The organism is Nucisporomicrobium flavum, from assembly GCF_016464385.1.
In the GTDB taxonomy this organism is placed as follows: Bacteria; Actinomycetota; Actinomycetes; order Mycobacteriales; family Micromonosporaceae; genus Actinoplanes; species Actinoplanes flavus_A.
This window is the reverse complement of sequence record NZ_JADMLH010000001.1, coordinates 535,254-552,505: the sequence shown is the minus strand read 5'-3', so window position 1 is coordinate 552,505 and position 17,252 is coordinate 535,254. Positions and strand designations below refer to the sequence as shown.

Genomic DNA, 17,252 nt, shown 5'->3' with positions numbered 1-17,252 from the left:
GAGAGCCTCCCCTCGCGATGAGGTTACGACGTCCGGCACGTGAATGGGCCGCCTGCCGCCGACGGAGGCAGGCGACCCGGGTCGTGCGGTCTCAGCGGGCCGCGGCGGGCAGCGGCAGGAGCGTCTCGTCCACCGTGGTCACCGTGCCCAGCGACAGGGTGAAGTGGTCGGCGAGATCCCCGTCCGTCTTGCCGTACGCCCACTGCTCAGGGTGGCCGGCGGCGGTGAAGCCGATCACCACGTCGCCGGGCGGCATGGCGTCGAGCAGGTACCGGCCGTCCGCGCCGGTGGTGGTCCGCACCCCGCTGGCGGTGGCCGAGATGCTCACGTAGACGCCGGCGCCGGCGATCGGCGTACCGGAGGTGTCCACGAATCGGCCGGTCAGCACGGCCGGGGCCAGCAGCGTCTCGTCGACGCGCGTGGTGGCGCCGGAGGCGACCGTGTAGTGCTGGGCCTGCGACCATTCCAGGGTGTGCGGCGAGTACTCCCTCAGCTCGCCGTTGGTGAAGACGACGATGTAGCTCGAGCCGGGCGGGAGGGTCACCGAGTAGGTGCCGTCCGTGGCTGTGGTGGTGTCCCACGACGACGCGGTGGAGATGTCCTCGACGGTCACGGTGATCCCCGCGCCCGGTCCGCCCGCGGCGGTGGTGACCGTGCCGGCGATCGCTCCGTCGGGGATGGCCGGGAGCAGCGTGTCGTCGACCGTGGTCACCGCGCCCAGGCGCAGGGTGAACCGGTCGGCGTCGCTCATCGACCTCTTCTGGTACGCCCACTGCCTACGCCCGTCAGGGGCGGTGAACCCGACCACGACCTCGCCGGGCGGCATGGTGTCGAACCGGTACCGGCCGTTCGCCCCGGTGGTGGTCCACACGGTGCCCGCCGTGGCGAGCATGTCGACCTCGACGCCGGCACCGGCGATCGGTGACCCGGCCTCGTCGACCAGCCGTCCGGTGAGGATCGCCGGCGGCAGCAGCCGCTCGTTGACACGCGTGGTCCGGCCAGGCAGGACCGTGTACCTCTGGGCCTTGGCCCAGTCCAGGGTGCGCGGCGAGTACTGCGTCAGCCTGCCGTTGGTGAAGCTGACGGTGTAGCCGCGGCCCGGCGGCAGGCTCACGGAGTAGGTGCCGTCGGCCGCCGTGGCGGCGTACCACGAGGACGCGGTGCCGTTGTCCTCGACGGTCACCGTGATGCCGGCGGCCGGTCCGCCCCTGGGCGCGGTGACGCGCCCGGCGATGGACCCGGGCACCGTGGCGCCGGTCTGCGCGGCGGCGGGCGGCGCCCCGGCGATCGCGGCGGCGCCCGCCAGGACGACGGCCGCGATGGCGGTGATGAATGATCGGGGTCGCTTCATGGCGATCTCCCTTCGCGAGGTGTGTCCCGCGGAGAAGTGGCGACGCGAAGGGGCCGATCGACGGTGCTGGTCGCCGTCCGCGAGACGTCCCCATGCTGCGCGGTGCGCGGGGGAGCCCGCCAGAGGCGGTGTGCTCGCATCGGCCTGCCGGAATCCCCGTCCGGCCCACCAGGAGAAGGGCTCAGCGGGCCGGGGCCGGGAGCGGGAGAAGGGTGTCGTCGACCGTGGTCACCGTGCCCAGCGACAGGGTGAAGTGGTCGGCGAGAGCGCCGTCCGTCTTGCCGTACGCCCACTGTTCGGGGTGGCCGGGGGCGGTGAAGCCGATCACGACGTCGCCGGGCGGCATGGCGGCGAACAGGTACCGGCCGTCCGTGCCGGTGGTGGCCTGCACGCTGCCGGCCGTGGCGGACATGCTCACGTAAACGCCCGCGCCGGCGATCGGCGTGCCGGAGGCGTCCACGAAGCGGCCGGTCAGCACGGCCGGGGCCAGCAGCGTCTCGTCGACGCGCGTGGTGACGCCGGACATGACCGTGTAGCGCTGGGCCTGCGACCAGTCCAGGGTGCGCGGCGAGTACTGCGTCAGCTTGCCGTTGGTGAAGCTGACCGTGTAGCCGCTGCCGGGCGGCAGGCTCACCGAATAGGTGCCGTCGGCGGCCGTCGTGGTGTCCCACGAGGACAGGGTCGGTTCGTCGATGGTGACGGTGATGCCCGCGGCCGGGCCGCCGGTGGCCGTCGTGACCAGACCGGCGATCGCTCCGTCGGGGATGGCCGGGAGCAGCGTGTCGTCGACCGTGGTCACCGTGCCCAGGTGGAGGGTGAACAGGTCGGCGTCGCTCATCGACCTCTTCTGGTACGCCCACTGCGACCGGCCGCCGGAGGCGGTGAAGCCGACGACGACCTCGCCGGGCGGCAGGGCCTCGAACAGGTACCGGCCGTCCGCTCCGGTGGTGGTCCGCGCGGTGCTCGCCGTGGCCACCATGGTCACCTCGACGCCGGCGTCGGCGACCGGCGTCCCGGACTCGTCGGTGAGCCGTCCGGTCAGGACCGCCGGCGGCAGCAGCCGCTCGTCGACGCGCGTGGTGCGGCCGGACGTGACCGTGTAGTGCTCGGCCTGCGCCCACTCCAGCGTGCGCCGCGAATACTGCGTCAGCTGGCCGTTGGTGAAGCTGACGACGTAGCCGGTGCCCGGCGGCAGGCTGAAGGCGTACGTGCCGTCGCGGGCCGTGGTGGTGTCCCAGGAGGACAGGGTCGGGTCACCGACGTTGACGGCGATGCCCGCGGCCGGTCCCCCTCGGGAGGTGGTGACGCGCCCGGCGATGAACCCGGGCGCCGTGACGACGCTGTTCGCCATCGTGGTGTGTCCCGTGACGACCCGGTACGACGCCGCGCGGGCCGGATCGGTGATCCGGCCGGGGGCCCATTCGGACCAGCCGTCCCGGTCGATGACAATCTTGTACGTGCCCGCTTGCAGGTCCGGCACGCGGAACCGGCCCGTGCTGCCGGTGGTACCCCGCCCGGCCTCGGAGCCGGACAGGTCGGCCGGGTAGACGATGATCGTCGCACCGCTGACGGCCGCGCCGCGGGTGTCGCGGACGACGCCGGCGAGGCCCGTGGAGCCGGGCTGCGCCGCGGCGGGTCCCCCTGCGGTGGTCGCGGCCGCGGTGCCCGCCAGCAGGACGGCTGCGATAGCGCTGATCAGTGATCGGGGTCGCTTCATGGCGATCTCCCTTCGCGAGATGTCCCGCGGACGAGCGGCGACGCGAAGGCTCGGCGGCACAGGTCGCCGTTCGCCCGGTACACCCATCGTTCCGGGCGGTGGCCGGGCCGCGGCAGAGGCGGTGTGCTCGCGTCGGCCTGCCGGAATCCCCCTCAGGACAGGTGCGCCGCGTCGAGCGCGGACTGCAGCGACTCCACGTAGCCGTCGCTGGTGACGGTCGCGCCGGACACCGCGTCGATGTCCGCGCTCTGCGCCGCCAGGGTCTCCTGCTTCAGCACCGGCAGGGCGTACGCGTTGATCTCCCGGTCCTTGCCGTTCTCGGAGGGGTGGACCGGCACCGTCACCTCGGTGATCGTGCCGTCGGCGACCGTGATGGCGACCTGGACGTCACCCCAGCGCGTCGAGGCCACCGAGCCGGTGTACGTCTTGCCGCCGGACGTCGAGCCGGAGCCGCCCGCGGTGGAGGCGGCGGCGGTGGCAGGGGCCTCGGTGGTGGCGTTCGTGCTGGTGCGGTAGCTGAAGAGCAGCACCACGGCCACCACCGTGGAGAACAGCCACATGCTGATGCGTCGCATCGTCGCGGGTCCTTTCCGGATCACCAGGAGAAGAGTTCGGTGTGCAGCCGCCCGGGGGCGACGCCGGCCTCGGTCGCGGCGGCGCGGGCGGCCCGCGTCCACGCCTCGGGACCGCACACGTAGACGTGTGAGCCGGCGATCGACGGGGCGATCTGCCGCAGCGCGTCCGCGTCGCCGTGGTCCGCGAACGGGGCGGGCAGCCAGGACGGCCGGGCGGCGCGCGGGCCGAGCAGGTGCACGACCCGGACCCCGCGGTGCGCGGCGAACCAGTCCAGTTCGGACCGGAACGCGATCTCCGCCTCGGTACGGGCCCGGTAGACCAGCGTCGCCTCGCCGGGGGCGTACGGCAGCTCGCCGAGCAGGGACAGCAGGGGAGTGACCCCGATGCCGCACGCCAGCAGCACGACCGGCCCGCCGGTGTACGTCTCGCCGGTCAGCCGGCCGTACGGCCCCTCGATGAGCGCCCGGGTGCCGGGCCGCAGCGAGGCCACCCGGGCGCTGCCGTCGCCGAGGTCCTTGACGGTGATGCGCACCATCCGGCCGTTGGGGGTGGCCGACAGCGAGTACGGGTGCGCCCGGCTCCACCCGGGACCGTCGAGGAAGCGCCACTGGAAGAACTGCCCGGCGCGCGCCGGGAGGGCGTGCAGGTCGCGGCCGGTGAGGTAGACGGAGGTCAGCCCGGGGCCGTCCGGCTTGACGTGCGAGACGACGAGGCGGTGTCGCCGGCTGCGCCACACCGGCACGCCCACCCGGTAGACGAGGACCGCGCCCGCGGATACCGCGTACAGCGTCCACCAGTACGCCGTCGAGGCGGCTGAGCCGAGGAAGTCGGTGCCGGTCCAGAGCTGGTGCGGCAGGGCCAGGCCCACCCCGAGGTACGCGTACAGGTGCAGCAGGTGCCAGGACTCGTAGCGCAGCTTGCGCCGGGCGGCGCGGATCGAGGTGACGACCACCATGAGGAGGGCGACCGTGCCGGCGGTGGCCAGCAGCATGCCGGGGTACGTCCAGATCATGTCCCACAGCTCGGCGAGCGCGTTGGCGTGGGCCGCCCCGGCGTAGCCCAGCGTGATGAGCACGATGTGCCCGATCATCATCCAGAACGAGGTGAAGCCGGTCCAGCGGTGCCATCGGGCCAGCCGGTCCTGGCCGAAGGCGCGCTCGACCAGCGGGATCCGGGCCATCAGCAGCACCTGCAGGAGCAGCAGGTCGGAGGCCCACAGGCCGGTCAGCCGGCCGATCGCCGACACCGCGTCCGGGCCGCCGCCGGACAGCTGCCGCACGCCGCCGTTGCCCACCCACAGGGCGGTGACGATCAGCAGGCTCACGCCGGCGCCGAGGCCGCCCGCGTCCGCCCACCAGCGGGGCGTGGTCCGGCGTGGCGGGGCGGGAGCGGCCGCGGGCGGCGCGGTCCTGGGCATGGCTGGAGCGGTCATGACCTAACGATCGGCGCCGGAGCTGAGGAAACGGGGCCCGGAGCTATGGGCCACCTATGAAGTCGCTATGAACGGCGAGCCGGGACTTCGGGCCTTGCGGCCCTGCCGGTGCCCCGCGGGCCCGTCGATCATGAGGTGCACCGGTGGGCGCGTGACCCGCCGGCGGCCGGTGGGGGGATGCGATGCGACGGCGGGAACAGCTCCTGTTCGCGGCCACGACGCTGCTGGTGCTGGCGGGACTGCTGGTCGCCGCGGCGGGTGCCCGGGACGCCGCGGAGGCGATGTGGATCGCGGCGACCGTGCTGGGCCTGGCGTACTCGACGGCGTCGCTGGTCGTGGCGGCCCGGCGGCGGGAACCGAGCGTCGACGTGATCGCGTGGCTGGCGCTGGTCGGCGCGCTGGGGGTCGGCGAGGCGTTCGCGGGCGCCGTGATCGCGGTCATGCTGGCCAGCGGCGTGCTGCTGGAGGCCAGGGCCGCCGCTCGGGCGCACCGCGAGCTCAGCGCGCTGGTGGCCCGGGCGCCGCGGACCGCGCGGCGGGACACCGCGTCCGGTCCGGTCGAGATCCCGGTCGCCGAGGTCGGCATCGGGGACCGGCTCGTGGTCGGCTCCGGCGAGATCGTGCCGGTCGACGGCCGGCTGCTCGGCCCGGCGGTGCTCGACGAGTCGGCGCTCACCGGCGAGCCGCTGCCGGTGGAGCGGCGTACCGGTGAGGACGTCCGCAGCGGTGTGGTCAACGCCGGCTCGCCGATGCGGCTGACGGCCACCGCGAGCGCGGAGGCGTCGACGTACGCGGGGGTCGTCCGGCTGGTGGAACAGGCGCAGGCGGGGAGTGCGCCGTTCGTCCGGATCGCGGACCGGTTCGCGGTGGCGTTCGTCCCGGTGACCCTGGCGCTGGCGGGGATCGCGTGGGCGGTCGCGGGCGACCCGGTACGCGCCGTGGCGGTGCTGGTCGTGGCCACACCGTGCCCCCTGCTGCTCGCCGCGCCCATCGCGATCATGTCGGGGTTGTCCCGGGCCGCGCGCTCCGGCGTCGTGGTCAAGGGCGGGGGCGCCCTGGAACGGCTTGCGGCGGGCCGGGTCCTGCTGTTCGACAAGACCGGGACGCTGACCGCCGGCCGGCCCGTGCTCACCGACGTGGTGACGCCCGCCGGGGAACGGCTGCCCGCCGGGGAGGTGCTGCGGCTCGCGGCGAGCCTGGACCAGAGCTCCGCGCACGTGCTGGCCGGCGCGATCGTCACGGCCGCCCACGACCGCGGGCTGCGCCTGTCACCCGCGGACGACGTGCACGAACGGCACGGGTACGGCGTGGAAGGCGTCGTGGGCGGGCGCCGCGTACGACTCGGCAAGGCGGCGTGGGTGGTGCCCGGCGAGCCCCCGGCCTGGGTACGCCACGCGCGCCGCAGGGCCACCCTCGACGGCTCGCTGACGGTGTTCGCGGCGGTCGACGGCGAGCCGGCCGGGGTGCTGCTGCTGGAGGACCCCGTACGCCCGCAGGCCCCCCGGATGGTCCGGGCGTTGCGCGACGCCGGGATCGGCCGGGTCGTGCTGGTGACCGGCGACCGCGCGGACACCGCCGAGGCTGTGGGGCGCATCGTCGGCGTCGACGCCGTGCACGCCGACTGCGACCCCGGCGACAAGCTGGCCCTGGTGGGAGCCGAGCAGGAGCACGCCCCGACGATCATGGTGGGCGACGGCATCAACGACGCGCCGGCGCTGGCCGCCGCGGGTGTGGGCGTCGCCCTGGCGGCCCGGGGAGCCACCGCGTCCGCGGAAGCGGCCGACGTGGTGCTCACGGTCGACCGCATCGACGCGCTCGCCGACGCCATCCTCATCGCCCGGCGCTGCCGCCGGATCGCGCTGTGGGCGGTCGCCGTCGGCATGGGCCTGTCGGCGGCCGCGATGCTGGTGGCGGCGGCCGGGTACCTGCCGCCCGCCGCCGGCGCGGTGCTGCAGGAGGTCATCGACGTCGCCGCCATCGCCATCGCGCTCGCCGCGCTGCTGCCCGGCCGGTCGCACACCGTCACCATGAACCCGGCCGACGTCGCCACCGCCCAGCGGCTGTACGCCGAGCACCGCGAGGTGCGCCCGGTGGTCGAGCAGGTCCGTACGGTCGCCGACGCGCTGAACAGCCCGCCGTACGACCTGGGCCCGGTGCGCGAGCTCCTCGAGGACCTGGAGGTGCGGCTGCTCGCCCACGAGCACGCCGAGGAGGCCGAGCTGCTGCCGATCATGGCGCGGGCGCTCGGCGGCACCGAGGTGACCAGCGGGCTCAGCCGTACCCACGCCGAGATCGACCACCAGGTGGGGCGCCTGCGCCGGACCGTCGAGGACCTCGTCGGGGAGGCCGAGCCGGAGGACGTCACCGACGTACGGCGGCTGCTCTACGGCCTGTACGCGATCCTGCGGCTGCACAACGCCCAGGAGGAGGAGGGCGCGTTCAGCCTCGTGCCCGACGTCCGGACACCGTGACCGTGGCCCGCAACCCCGGGTGCTGCCTGCTCGTACAGGTGTAGCGGCCCGGCTCGTCGATGGCGAGCAGCTGCGTCTCGCCCGGGTCGACCCGGGAGTTGTCGCCGTCGCCGCCCGAGCAGGTCACGGTCTGCGGGCCGGCGGACTCGTTGACCACGGCGAAGTTCTGGGTCGCCGCCACCGACAGGCGCGCCGGCTCGACCGTGTCGCCGCCGGTGATCGTCAGGGTGGGCTCCGGCGCCGCGCAGCCGCTCTCGCCGGCGACCCTCAGGCGCAGCACGGCGCGATGCTCGGTCGCGCTGCGCACGGTGAAGCTGCCCGCCTCGGGGAACTGGATCACCTGCCGCTCGGCGAGGTCGAGCACGCTCGTGACCATCCCGGCGTCCGGCTCGGCGATCAGTTCGTGCACCTCGGCGGACCGGTTCGTGACAGCGAGGAACGCCCCGCGCTCGATGGTCAGCGTGCCCGGGCTGAACGCGTACCGGTGACCGCCGTCGCCCGTGGCCCGGTCCACGATCGCGACCTTGGTGGCCCGGGTGCAGGCGGCGCTGGTGGGACCGGAGGTGCCGGGACCGGCACGGCGATCGCCGGCCGCCGCTGTCCGCCGCGGCGCGGGCGTGCCCGCCGACGGTGCGCACGCCGCGAGAGCCAGCACCGCCACGACCGCGTACCCGCCCAGCCACACAGGACGTATCACCGGCTCCACCTTCCTGTCGCTCATCGCTTCCTGCGGCAGGTACGGCGCTCGCCCGCCGCCGGTTCAGCGCAGTGATACGCGGATCACCCGAAATGCGCCGCGTCCAGGGCGGCCTGCAGCGACTCGGCGTAGCCGCCGCTGGTCACCGTCGCACCGCTCACGGCGTCGATGTGCGCGCTCTGGGCCTGCAGGACCTCGGCGCGCAGCCGCGGCAGGGCGTACCCGTTGATCTCGTCGTCCCGGTCGTTGCCCGTCGGATGCCGCAGCGCGCGCACCTCGGTGATCCGGCCGCCGGTGATGGTGACCTGGACCTGGACCGGCCCCCAGCGGGTCCGGGCGACGGTGCCGTTGGCCGTGACGGTCCTCGCCCGGCGGGCCGGCGGCGCGGAACCCCCGGACGGGGCCGGAGCGGGCACGATGCCGGGTGCGGCGGCGCCGGCCGCCGCGGAGGGCGCCGGTCCGCCCAGGCTGGTGCGGTAGCTCAGCAGCAGGACGACGGCGGCGACCGTGGACACGATCCAGAGCGTCAAGCGGCGCATACGGGCCTCACCATGCGAACTCCTCGGCGTGGATCAGATCATCGGGTACGCCCGCCGCGCGCAGGCTCGTGCGCACGGCGGCCATCCAGGGCGGCGGCCCGCACAGGTACGCCTCCCGCTCGGCGACGTCGGGAACGAGCCACCGCAGTGCGGCCGTGTCGTCGCCGCGGCTGTACCGGGCCGGGAGCCAGGACCCGTGCCGCGGCCGGCTGCCCTCCAGGTAGACCACGCGGACGCCGTAGCGGCGGGCGAGGTCGTCGAGCTCGGCGCGGAAGACCGTCTCGGCGTGGGTCCGGATCCGGTAGAGAAGGGTGGCGCCGGTCCCGGCCGGTCCCAGGTCGTCGAGCAGGGCGCGCATCGTCGTGATGCCCACCCCCGCGGCGATCAGCAGCGGTCGGCGGGCGGTCGAGCGGTCCGCGGTGAGCGCCCCGTACGGCCCCTCGATCAGGACGCGGGTGCCGGGCCGCAGGTGCCGGACCCGGGCACTGCCGTCGCCGAGCTCCTTGACGGTGATCCGCAGCAGGTCCCGGCCCGGGGCCGCCGACAGCGTGTACGGGTGCGCCCGCGACCACCCCGGCCCGTCGAGGAAGCGCCACAGGAAGAACTGGCCCGCGCGTACGGGCAACCGGTCCAGCCGATGGCCGCGCAGGTACACCGACACCACCCCGGGCGCCTCGGCGACCACCGTGCCGACCCGCAGCCGGTGGTAGGCCGAGCGCCACAGCGGCAGCGCGACCCGGAAGGCGAGCACGGAGGCCAGGGTCGCGCCGTACAACCCCCACCAGTACAGGCGGGCCATGGGGGAGGCGGTGAAGTCGGCACCGGTCCACAGCTGGTGCGGCAGGGCCAGGCCGACCCCGAGGTACGCGTACAGGTGCAGCAGGTGCCAGGTCTCGTACCGTTGCCGGCGCCGCGCGGCCCGCACCGAGAGGACCACCACCAGGATCAGCAGCAGCGTCCCGGCCGCCGCGAGCAGCATCCCCGGGTACGTGACCACGAGGCTCCAGCCCTCACCGAGCACGCTCGCCGGCTCGGACTGCGCGTAGCCGACCGTGATCAGCACGACGTGCGCGAGCATCAGCCAGAACGACAGGAACCCGATCACCCGGTGCCGCCGGGCCAGCAGGTCCTGCCCGTATGCCCGCTCCACCGCCGGTATCCGGGCCATCAGCAGCACCTGGAGCAGCAGGAGGTCGGAGCCGGCCAGTCCGGTCAGCCGGCCCAGGGTCGTCGCCGGCTCACCCACGCCCCGCAGATCGGTTACCCCGCCGCCGGCCAGCCACAACGCCACCACGGCGACCACGCTCAGGATCGCGGCCGATCCCGCGAGGTCCCGCCACCACCGCCGCGGCGGTGACGGCGGGGCGATCCGGTCCTGCGGCCGTGCCAGCCGTACGCGGCCCGTCGTCGTCACACTCACGCGGCGAGCGTGCCGCGCCCAGGTGGGAGAACTCGAAGATTACGCCACGGCGATGAGGACCTTGCCGACCACGCCCCGCTCGACGGCGTCGTGGGCCTCGGCGGTCCGCTCCAGCGGGAAGTGGTGCAGCGGCAGGCCGTGCTCCTCGCCGACCGGCAGCGCGCCGTCGCGCAGCGCCACGCCGACGTCCTCGGCCGCGGCCTGCAGCAGCGGCTCGCCGAGGGTGTACAGGATGAGGAACTGCACCCGGGCGTTGAGCATCATGTGCGGCCGGATGTCGAACGAGACCGTGTCGCCGCCGTTGTTCGCGTAGATCGCGATGCTGGCGTGGTTGGCCGCGACCGCTTGGTTGAGCGCCGCGTTGGCGGCGGGGGAGACCTCCACGATGAGGTCGACGCCCTCCGGGGCGACCGCCCGGATCTGCTCGGCGGCGTCGTCGCGCCGGTAGTTCACGACGTGGTGGGCGCCGGCGGCGGTGGCCAGCGCCGCCTTCTCGGCGCTGCTGACCGTGGTGACGACGGTCGCGCCGGCCCAGCGGGCCAGCTGGATCGCGGCGTGCCCGACGGCGCCCGCACCACCGGCGACCAGCACGGTGCGCCCGATGAGCGCGCCGGGGCCGAGCCGGGCGGGTCCGGCCTCCGCGACCGTGAGGGCCCGGTGCGCGGTGATCGCCGGCACACCCAAGGCCGCCCCCACGTCGTACGAGACGCCGTCGGGCAGCGGGAAGGCGTGCTCGGCGGCGACGATCGCGTAGTCGGCGGCGGTGCCGTACGGGCTGCCGTGCGCGGCGAGCATGACCCACACGCGGTCGCCGACGTGGTGCGACAGCACGCCGGGGCCGACCGCGTCCACGAGCCCAGCCCCGTCCATGTTGGGTGTTGCCTCGGCGAAGCCGGCGTCACCGGCGGACCGGCGTTTCCAGTCGGTCGGGTTGACGCCCGAGCGCATCACCCGGACCCGGATCTGGCCGTCACCCGGCTCCGGGACGTCCCGCTCGGCGAGGCTCAGGACGGAGCTGTCACCGGTGTTGCTGAACACGATCGCCCTCATGGGATGCGACTCTACGGCCGCGCCCGGTGCCGGGCTAACGGACCGGCGCCGACAGGCCGGTGCCGGACGTGGCGGCCCAGGAGGCGAGCAGCGCCAGCGCCTGCGCGGAGGGTGAGGCGGGCTCGGCGGCGAAGATCTTGAGGGTCACGTCCGGCTCCGCGCGCAGGTCCATGCTCTCGTACGCCAGCTCCAGGTCGCCGACGACGTGATGGTGGACCGTCTTGACGCCGGTGCCGTGGATGCGGACGTTGTGCGAGCCCCAGCGGCGCCGGAACTCGTCGCTGCGGGTGGACAGCTCGCCGACCAGGTCGTGCAGCCCCTTGTCGTGCGGGTCCTTGCCGGCGGCCGTTCGCAGGTTCGCGACCGTCATCTCCGCCGCCTGGTCCCAGTCCGGGTAGAACCGGCGCGCGGCGCTGTCGAGGAAGGTGAACCGGCCGAAGTTCGGCACGGCACCCGGGTCGCTGTACATCTCGCTGTACATCGCCCGGCCCAGCAGGTTGGCGGCCAGCACGTCCTGCCGGTTGTTGACCAGGATGGCCGGGCTGGTGATCGCGTCCAGGGACCATTGCAGGCTGGGGCGGATGGTCCACTGCTTCGTGCGCCGGGGCCGCAGCAGCGCGTTGCTGCCGTTGGCCTCCTGCGCGAGCCGGGTCAGGTGCAGCCGTTCGGCCTCGTCGAGCTGCAGGGCGCGGGCGATCGCGTTCAGCACGCCGGCGGAGACCCCGGCCAGCGACCCGCGCTCCAGCTTGGCGTAGTACTCGACGCTCACGCCGGCCAGCGCGGCGACCTCGCTGCGCCGCAGCCCGGGGACCCGCCGCTGCCCGCCGGCCGGCAACCCGGCCCGCTCCGGCGTGATCTTCGCTCGGCGGGTGGTGAGGAACTCGCGCACCTCGGCTCGGTTGTTCACCCCTGCGACGGTACGGCCGCCCGGGCCCGTCAGGGGTGCACCACCGGTACACCCCTCATCAGGACCTTTCCGGCAGGGACTTCATCGGCTTTTCTGGGTACGAAGAGCGTAGGAACCACACGACCTTGGAGGGTCACCATTCTCACCGTCAACGCCCTTGCGGCTCCCTCGGCCACCGACGCGCTCGTCCGCACCACCGTGCAGCGCCGGGACCTGGGACCGCGCGACATCCTGATCGAGATCGCGTACGCCGGCATCTGCCACTCCGACATCCACACCGTGCGCGGCGACTGGGGGCCCGTGCCGTACCCGCTGACCGTCGGCCACGAGATCGTCGGCCGGGTCGCCGAGGCCGGTACCGAGGTCACCCGGCACGCCGTCGGGGACCGGGTCGGGGTCGGCTGCATGGTCAACTCGTGCCGCGAGTGCGACAACTGCAAGGCCGGCTACGAGCAGTACTGCACCAACGGCAACACCGGGACGTACGCGAGCGTCGACCGGGACGGCACGGTCACCCAGGGTGGCTACTCGACGCACATCGTGGTCGACGAGGACTTCGTGCTGCGGGTGCCGGAGAGCATCCCGTACGAGGCGGCCGCCCCGCTGCTGTGTGCGGGCATCACCACGTACTCGCCGCTGGCGCACTGGAAGGCCGGACCGGGCAGGAAGGTCGCCGTGGTCGGCATGGGCGGGCTCGGGCACATGGGCGTGAAGATCGCCGCCGCGATGGGCGCCGAGGTGACCGTGCTCTCGCAGACGCTGGGCAAGAAGGACGACGGCCTGCGCTTCGGCGCCCAGCACTACTACGCCACGGGCGACCCGGCGACGTTCGAGGCGCTGGCGAACACCTTCGACCTCATCGTCAACACGGTCAGCGCGCCGGTCGACATGGCCGCGTACCTGGGCCTGCTGCGCCTGGACGGCACCCTGGTCAGCGTGGGCGCGCCGCCGGAGCCGCTGCCGGTGCAGGTCTTCTCGCTGTTCGGCAACCGGCGCTCGTTCGCCGGCTCCAGCATCGGCGGCATCGCCGAGACCCAGGAGATGCTGGACTTCTGCGCCGAGAAGGGCATCGCCCCGGAGGTCGAGGTCATCGAAGCGGACGCAGTGAACGAGGCGTACGAGCGGGTGCTGAAGTCGGACGTGCGCTACCGGTTCGTGATCGACATCGCGTCGCTGCGCTGAGCACGACGGCCCCCACCTCCCGCTCGCCGGAGGTGGGGGACCGGCCCGTACGTCAGTTGACGAAGTCCTGGGTGAACCAGACCTTGCCGCCGCTGTCGCGCGTGACGGCCAGGCCGACCCGGGTGAAGCCGGCGTTGAGCAGGTTCCGGCGGTGCCCGTCGTTCGGCGGCGTCTCGGCCAGCATGAGGTCGGTGAGCCCGTTGGCCGCGGCGATGATCTCGGTGGCGTTGTCGCGCGCGTTGCCCTGACCGATGTTCTCGCCGGCCGAGCGCCACGAGACGCCGGCGGCGGTGAACCGGTCGCCGAGGCCCGCCTCGCCGGGGCACTGGTGCGACAGGCCGCAGCCGCCGGCCATCAGGGCGTTGTGCGCCTGCGAGGCCCTGGTCAGCTCCGCGCTGAGCGTCAGCGGCTGCAGGCCGTTCGCCGTCCGCGCCGCGTTGATGTGCTGCAGGGCGGCCGTGATGACCGCGTCGGCGGCCGGCGGTTCCGTGGTCGGCGGCGGGGTCGTGGCGGGCGCCGTGGTCGCCGGGGGCCGCGTCGCCGGCGGGTTCGTCGGCGGCGTGGCCGGGCGGCTCGTCGGCGATGTCGTGGGGACCGCGGTGGTGGGGGCCACGGTGGTGGGCACCGCGGTCGGGCGGGTGCTCGCCGAGGTCGTGGGACGCGGCCAGTGCCGGCCGCGGCCGTGGTGGCCGGCCGCCGTGGTGGCCGGGCCGAGCAGGGGACTCGCGTGGCGGACGGCGTGCGGGCGGTGGACGGTCTGCGCGGAGGCGACGCCGGCGACGCCGGCACCGAGCACGCCCAGCGCGCAGGTGCTGAGCACGATCAGACGGGTCCGCTTGCGGTGGGGGGTGGGCACGGTGGTCCTCGTCGGTCGGCGGGCGGGGGCCCGCGCGGCCGTTCCGGGCAAGGGGAACGGGCGCCGGTGGGGCGCGGGTCGACACTGCTCCACCCTGGACGCTCGTGGCGAATCTTTGAGGAACCTTTAAAGGTCGGCTCAGCGGAACCTTAATCAGAGCGCCGCGCCGAGCGCGAGGCCGAGCAGCGCCGCTGCCACGATGAGGACGGTGAGCGCCGCCGCGTCCCGCAGCCGGCGGCGCCGCGCCATCCGGCGGGCGCGGACCAGGATGGCCTGGACGTGGTCCCGGCCCGGCTCGACGCCGGCGTCCAGCAGGTGCCACCGCAGGAAAGCGGGGGCGCCCCCGTCCGGGTCGTCCGCGACGGCGAGGGCCGGCGGCCGCGGGCAGACGAACCAGCGGCCCGGCCGATGCGCCGGTCCGGGCCGGCTGCACCGGCGGCAGTGCTTGTTCATACCTCCATGACGCTGCGGCGGGCGAGAACGTTGCTCCGCACGGTCACTCCGTCGCAGGAAGCGAGCTCGCGGTCACTCTGCCGCGGGGGGCGGGTCGCGGTCGACGAACCGGGCGAGCGTGTCGCGCAGAGCGATCAGCTCGTCCGTGCTCAGCGAGCCGAACATCGAGGCCGCCGCCGACCGGGCGATCTCCTCGGCCTCGCCCAGGCACTGCCGGCCCCGGTCGGTGAGCGCGATGATCCGTGCCCGCCGGTCGCCCGGCACCGGCTGCCGTTCGACGAAGCCGCGCTGTTCGAGGTCGTCGACCGTCCGCAGCATCGCGGACTTGTCGGTGTCCAGCGCGGTGACGAGCTGCGCCTGGGTCGCCGGGCCGAGCCGGGCGATCGCGGAGAGCACCCCGAACAGGCGCCCGTCGATCTCCAGCGGAGCCAGCGCCTCGGCGAAGGTCCGGGCGGCCCGCTGGTGTGCCAGCCGCAGCAGCTGACCGATCTGGGGCCCGAGGGTCGCCACGTCACTCACGGGATCAGCTTACCGATCACGAGAAGGTGACACCTAAGAATTTCTCATCTGAGAACTTCTTGCTAGGGTCCATCCATGACCCCCTCCCGGGCCCATTGGCCGTTCCGTCTCAGCACCGGCGTCGCCGCCCTCCTGCTGCTCGACCAGGCCGTGTTCGCCGGCCAGTTCCTCGCCGGCTCCTTCACGGCCCTGCACACCCATCGCGAGAACGCCACGTACTCGGGGATCGCGGTGCTCGTCGCCGCCGCGTGCGCCGTCCCGCTGCGGTGCTCCGGTGCCGGCCGGGCCCGCGGGCCGCTGTGGCCGCTGGGCGCGTGCCTCGGCCTGTTCGGGCTGATCGCGGTGCAGATCGTCGCCGGGTTCGGGCGTGCCCTCGCGGTGCACGTTCCGCTCGGCGTCGTGATCATCTCGTTGGCGGTGTGGCTGGCGGCCTGGTCCTGGCGGTACCGGCCGGCTGAGGAGACCGAGGCTGAGGCTGAGACGGGGACCGAGACCGAGACCGCGGCCGGGGCGGCGCGATGAGGGTCAGCCGCCGTACGCTGCTGACGCTGCTCGGTGGCGCCGGAGCCTCCGCGGCGGTCGGCGTCCCGCTGCTCTCCGGCCTGTCCGGCAGCACCTCGACCGGCGCGCTGCTGCCCAGCCTCATGCCGCTGCCGCGGCCGTTCACCCTGCCGTTCCGGGTGCCGCCGGTGCTGGCACCCACCCGGCGCGACGCGGCCGGCGACCACTACGAGATCGTCCAACGGGCCGCGACGGCGGAGATCCTTCCCGGGGTGCGTACGCCGATCTGGGGCTACAACGGCATCTTCCCCGGCCCGACGATCGTGTCCACCCGCGGCCGGCCGACCACCGTGACGCACCGCAACGAGCTGCCCGTACCGGTCGTGGTGCACCTGCACGGCGGCCACACACCGGCGGACCACGACGGCTTCCCGACCGACCTGCTCCACCCGGCCGGCGCGCCCGCGCGGCCGCACGACCACCAGCACGCGGGCACGCCGGCCTACGGCACCCGGACCTACCGATATCCGGTACGCCAGCCCGCGGCGACGCTCTGGTACCACGACCACCGGATGGACTTCACCGGGCCGGCCGTGTGGCGCGGGCTCGCCGGCTTCCACCTCGTCCATGACCCCGCGGAGGACCGGCTCGGCCTGCCCGCCGGCGACCGCGACCTGCCGGTGATGATCGCGGACCGGGCGTTCGCCGCGGACGGGAGCCTGCGCTATCCGAGCCTGGACCCGGAGCTGCTGCACACCCCGGGCGTCGCCGCGCCGTACGGTGCCGGGGTCCTCGGCGATGTGCTGCTCGTCAACGGCGTACCGTGGCCGCTCGCCGAGGTGCCGGCTGTCCGCCACCGGCTCCGGCTGCTCAACGCCTCGAACGCCCGGCGCTACCGTCTTTCACTGGACCCCGCGCCGCGCGGCGGCCCCGCGCTGATCCAGGTCGGCACCGACGGCGGCCTGCTCCCCGAGCCGATCGGGCACGACGCGGTCGAGCTCGCGCCCGGGCAGCGCTGCGACGTCGTCGTCGACTTCGCCCGGTACGGCCCCGGCCGCGAGGTCACGCTGCGCAACCAGTTCGGCGACCGGACGACCGGCGTGGTGATGCGGTTCCGGGTGAGCGGCGCGGCGCCGGATCCCAGCCGCATTCCCGACCGGCTGTCCGGGGACCCCGTCGCAGCGCCCGGTGCGGCGGCGGTGGTGCGCACGCTGCGCTTCCGGCACGACACCGTACGGGGAATGCCGGGCTGGACGGTCAACGGCACCCCGTTCGACCCCGCGCACAGCATTGCCGACCCGCTGCTGGGCGACACCGAGGTCTGGCGGCTCGTCTCGGACTTCCATCACCCGGTGCACCTGCACCTCGGCCACTTCCGGGTGCTGTCCCGGGGCATCGGCGGGCCGGGGCCGTACGACCACGGCCCCCGCGACACCATCGACCTGCGCCCGGCCGAGCAGGCGACCATCGCGGTGTCGTTCGCCGACTACCCGGGCCGGTACGTGCTGCACTGCCACAACCTCGAACACGAGGACATGGCGATGATGAGCGTCTTCACCACCCGGGCCGCGAGCGGCTGAC

Annotated in this window: 16 protein-coding genes; 4 read left to right on the top strand and 12 right to left on the bottom strand. The window is 74.3% G+C overall.

The window, feature by feature from the left end; genetic code table 11:
* Positions 1–91: 91 nt before the first annotated feature.
* The 4 genes from IT780_RS02610 to IT780_RS02595 form a co-directional block, all read right to left on the bottom strand.
* A complete protein-coding gene (locus tag IT780_RS02610; RefSeq protein WP_199509719.1) occupies positions 92–1,351 on the bottom strand; it encodes an MSCRAMM family protein in 1,260 nt (419 codons plus the stop codon).
* 181 nt (positions 1,352–1,532) lie between these two features.
* On the bottom strand, positions 1,533–3,068 hold the full coding sequence (locus tag IT780_RS02605) for a carboxypeptidase-like regulatory domain-containing protein (protein WP_199509718.1): 1,536 nt from the start codon (positions 3,066–3,068) through the stop codon (positions 1,533–1,535).
* 152 nt (positions 3,069–3,220) lie between these two features.
* A complete protein-coding gene (locus IT780_RS02600; RefSeq protein WP_199509717.1) occupies positions 3,221–3,643 on the bottom strand; it encodes an FMN-binding protein in 423 nt (140 codons plus the stop codon).
* Positions 3,644–3,663: 20 nt separating this feature from the next.
* On the bottom strand, positions 3,664–5,076 hold the full coding sequence (locus tag IT780_RS02595) for a ferredoxin reductase family protein (RefSeq protein ID WP_199509716.1): 1,413 nt from the start codon (positions 5,074–5,076) through the stop codon (positions 3,664–3,666).
* Positions 5,077–5,258: 182 nt separating this feature from the next.
* Here IT780_RS02595 and IT780_RS02590 point away from each other — a divergent pair, with 182 nt between their 5' ends.
* Positions 5,259–7,547, top strand: coding sequence for a heavy metal translocating P-type ATPase (locus IT780_RS02590; RefSeq protein WP_199509715.1), 2,289 nt, complete (start codon positions 5,259–5,261; stop codon positions 7,545–7,547).
* On the opposite strand, the gene IT780_RS02585 is transcribed toward IT780_RS02590, so the two are convergent.
* The 5 genes from IT780_RS02585 to IT780_RS02565 all read right to left on the bottom strand — a co-directional run bounded on the left by IT780_RS02585 (position 7,516) and on the right by IT780_RS02565 (position 12,160).
* Complete coding sequence (locus IT780_RS02585) at positions 7,516–8,244, bottom strand: cupredoxin domain-containing protein (RefSeq protein WP_199509714.1); 729 nt, start codon at positions 8,242–8,244, stop codon at positions 7,516–7,518. The two genes, IT780_RS02590 and IT780_RS02585, sit on opposite strands and share 32 nt — an antisense overlap.
* A gap of 83 nt (positions 8,245–8,327) precedes the next feature.
* The gene (locus IT780_RS02580; protein ID WP_199509713.1) at positions 8,328–8,783 is read right to left on the bottom strand and encodes an FMN-binding protein; all 456 of its coding nucleotides are present in this window, start codon (positions 8,781–8,783) and stop codon (positions 8,328–8,330) included.
* Positions 8,784–8,790: 7 nt separating this feature from the next.
* The gene (locus tag IT780_RS02575) at positions 8,791–10,203 is read right to left on the bottom strand and encodes a ferredoxin reductase family protein (protein ID WP_307831003.1); all 1,413 of its coding nucleotides are present in this window, start codon (positions 10,201–10,203) and stop codon (positions 8,791–8,793) included.
* Positions 10,204–10,242: 39 nt separating this feature from the next.
* Entirely contained in the window at positions 10,243–11,253 is a 1,011-nt protein-coding gene (locus tag IT780_RS02570; RefSeq protein WP_199509712.1) for an NADPH:quinone reductase, read from the bottom strand.
* A gap of 34 nt (positions 11,254–11,287) precedes the next feature.
* Positions 11,288–12,160 carry a helix-turn-helix domain-containing protein gene (locus IT780_RS02565; RefSeq protein WP_199509711.1) on the bottom strand — a complete coding sequence of 291 codons (873 nt, stop codon included), beginning with the start codon at positions 12,158–12,160 and terminating at the stop codon, positions 11,288–11,290.
* Between the two features lie 138 nt (positions 12,161–12,298).
* Between IT780_RS02565 and IT780_RS02560 the strand changes: the two genes are divergently transcribed.
* Complete coding sequence (locus IT780_RS02560; protein WP_199510049.1) at positions 12,299–13,342, top strand: NAD(P)-dependent alcohol dehydrogenase; 1,044 nt, start codon at positions 12,299–12,301, stop codon at positions 13,340–13,342.
* A 52-nt stretch (positions 13,343–13,394) separates the two neighbouring features.
* On the opposite strand, the gene IT780_RS02555 is transcribed toward IT780_RS02560, so the two are convergent.
* From IT780_RS02555 to IT780_RS02545, 3 genes are all read right to left on the bottom strand, one after another.
* Positions 13,395–14,198, bottom strand: coding sequence for a CAP domain-containing protein (locus IT780_RS02555; protein WP_199509710.1), 804 nt, complete (start codon positions 14,196–14,198; stop codon positions 13,395–13,397).
* A gap of 153 nt (positions 14,199–14,351) precedes the next feature.
* Positions 14,352–14,651, bottom strand: coding sequence for a hypothetical protein (locus IT780_RS02550; protein WP_199509709.1), 300 nt, complete (start codon positions 14,649–14,651; stop codon positions 14,352–14,354).
* Between the two features lie 72 nt (positions 14,652–14,723).
* Positions 14,724–15,170: a MarR family winged helix-turn-helix transcriptional regulator gene (locus tag IT780_RS02545; RefSeq protein ID WP_199509708.1), complete on the bottom strand. Its 447-nt coding sequence runs from the start codon at positions 15,168–15,170 to the stop codon at positions 14,724–14,726.
* Between the two features lie 75 nt (positions 15,171–15,245).
* Here IT780_RS02545 and IT780_RS02540 point away from each other — a divergent pair, with 75 nt between their 5' ends.
* Together IT780_RS02540 and IT780_RS02535 are read left to right on the top strand one after the other, a co-directional pair.
* Entirely contained in the window at positions 15,246–15,692 is a 447-nt protein-coding gene (locus IT780_RS02540; protein WP_199509707.1) for a hypothetical protein, read from the top strand.
* On the top strand, positions 15,689–17,251 hold the full coding sequence (locus IT780_RS02535) for a multicopper oxidase family protein (protein WP_199509706.1): 1,563 nt from the start codon (positions 15,689–15,691) through the stop codon (positions 17,249–17,251). Before IT780_RS02540 ends, IT780_RS02535 begins: the two co-directional genes overlap by 4 nt.
* Position 17,252: the final 1 nt, after the last annotated feature.

Bases quoted from the DNA above. Each gene is read 5' to 3' on its own strand.
- IT780_RS02610 (WP_199509719.1), bottom strand. From the start codon at position 1,351: ATGAAGCGACCCCGATCATTCATCACCGCCATCGCGGCCGTCGTCCTG.
- IT780_RS02605 (WP_199509718.1), bottom strand. From the start codon at position 3,068: ATGAAGCGACCCCGATCACTGATCAGCGCTATCGCAGCCGTCCTGCTG.
- IT780_RS02600 (WP_199509717.1), bottom strand. From the start codon at position 3,643: ATGCGACGCATCAGCATGTGGCTGTTCTCCACGGTGGTGGCCGTGGTG.
- IT780_RS02595 (WP_199509716.1), bottom strand. From the start codon at position 5,076: ATGACCGCTCCAGCCATGCCCAGGACCGCGCCGCCCGCGGCCGCTCCC.
- IT780_RS02590 (WP_199509715.1), top strand. From the start codon at position 5,259: ATGCGACGGCGGGAACAGCTCCTGTTCGCGGCCACGACGCTGCTGGTG.
- IT780_RS02580 (WP_199509713.1), bottom strand. From the start codon at position 8,783: ATGCGCCGCTTGACGCTCTGGATCGTGTCCACGGTCGCCGCCGTCGTC.
- IT780_RS02570 (WP_199509712.1), bottom strand. From the start codon at position 11,253: ATGAGGGCGATCGTGTTCAGCAACACCGGTGACAGCTCCGTCCTGAGC.
- IT780_RS02550 (WP_199509709.1), bottom strand. From the start codon at position 14,651: ATGAACAAGCACTGCCGCCGGTGCAGCCGGCCCGGACCGGCGCATCGG.
- IT780_RS02540 (WP_199509707.1), top strand. From the start codon at position 15,246: ATGACCCCCTCCCGGGCCCATTGGCCGTTCCGTCTCAGCACCGGCGTC.
- IT780_RS02535 (WP_199509706.1), top strand. From the start codon at position 15,689: ATGAGGGTCAGCCGCCGTACGCTGCTGACGCTGCTCGGTGGCGCCGGA.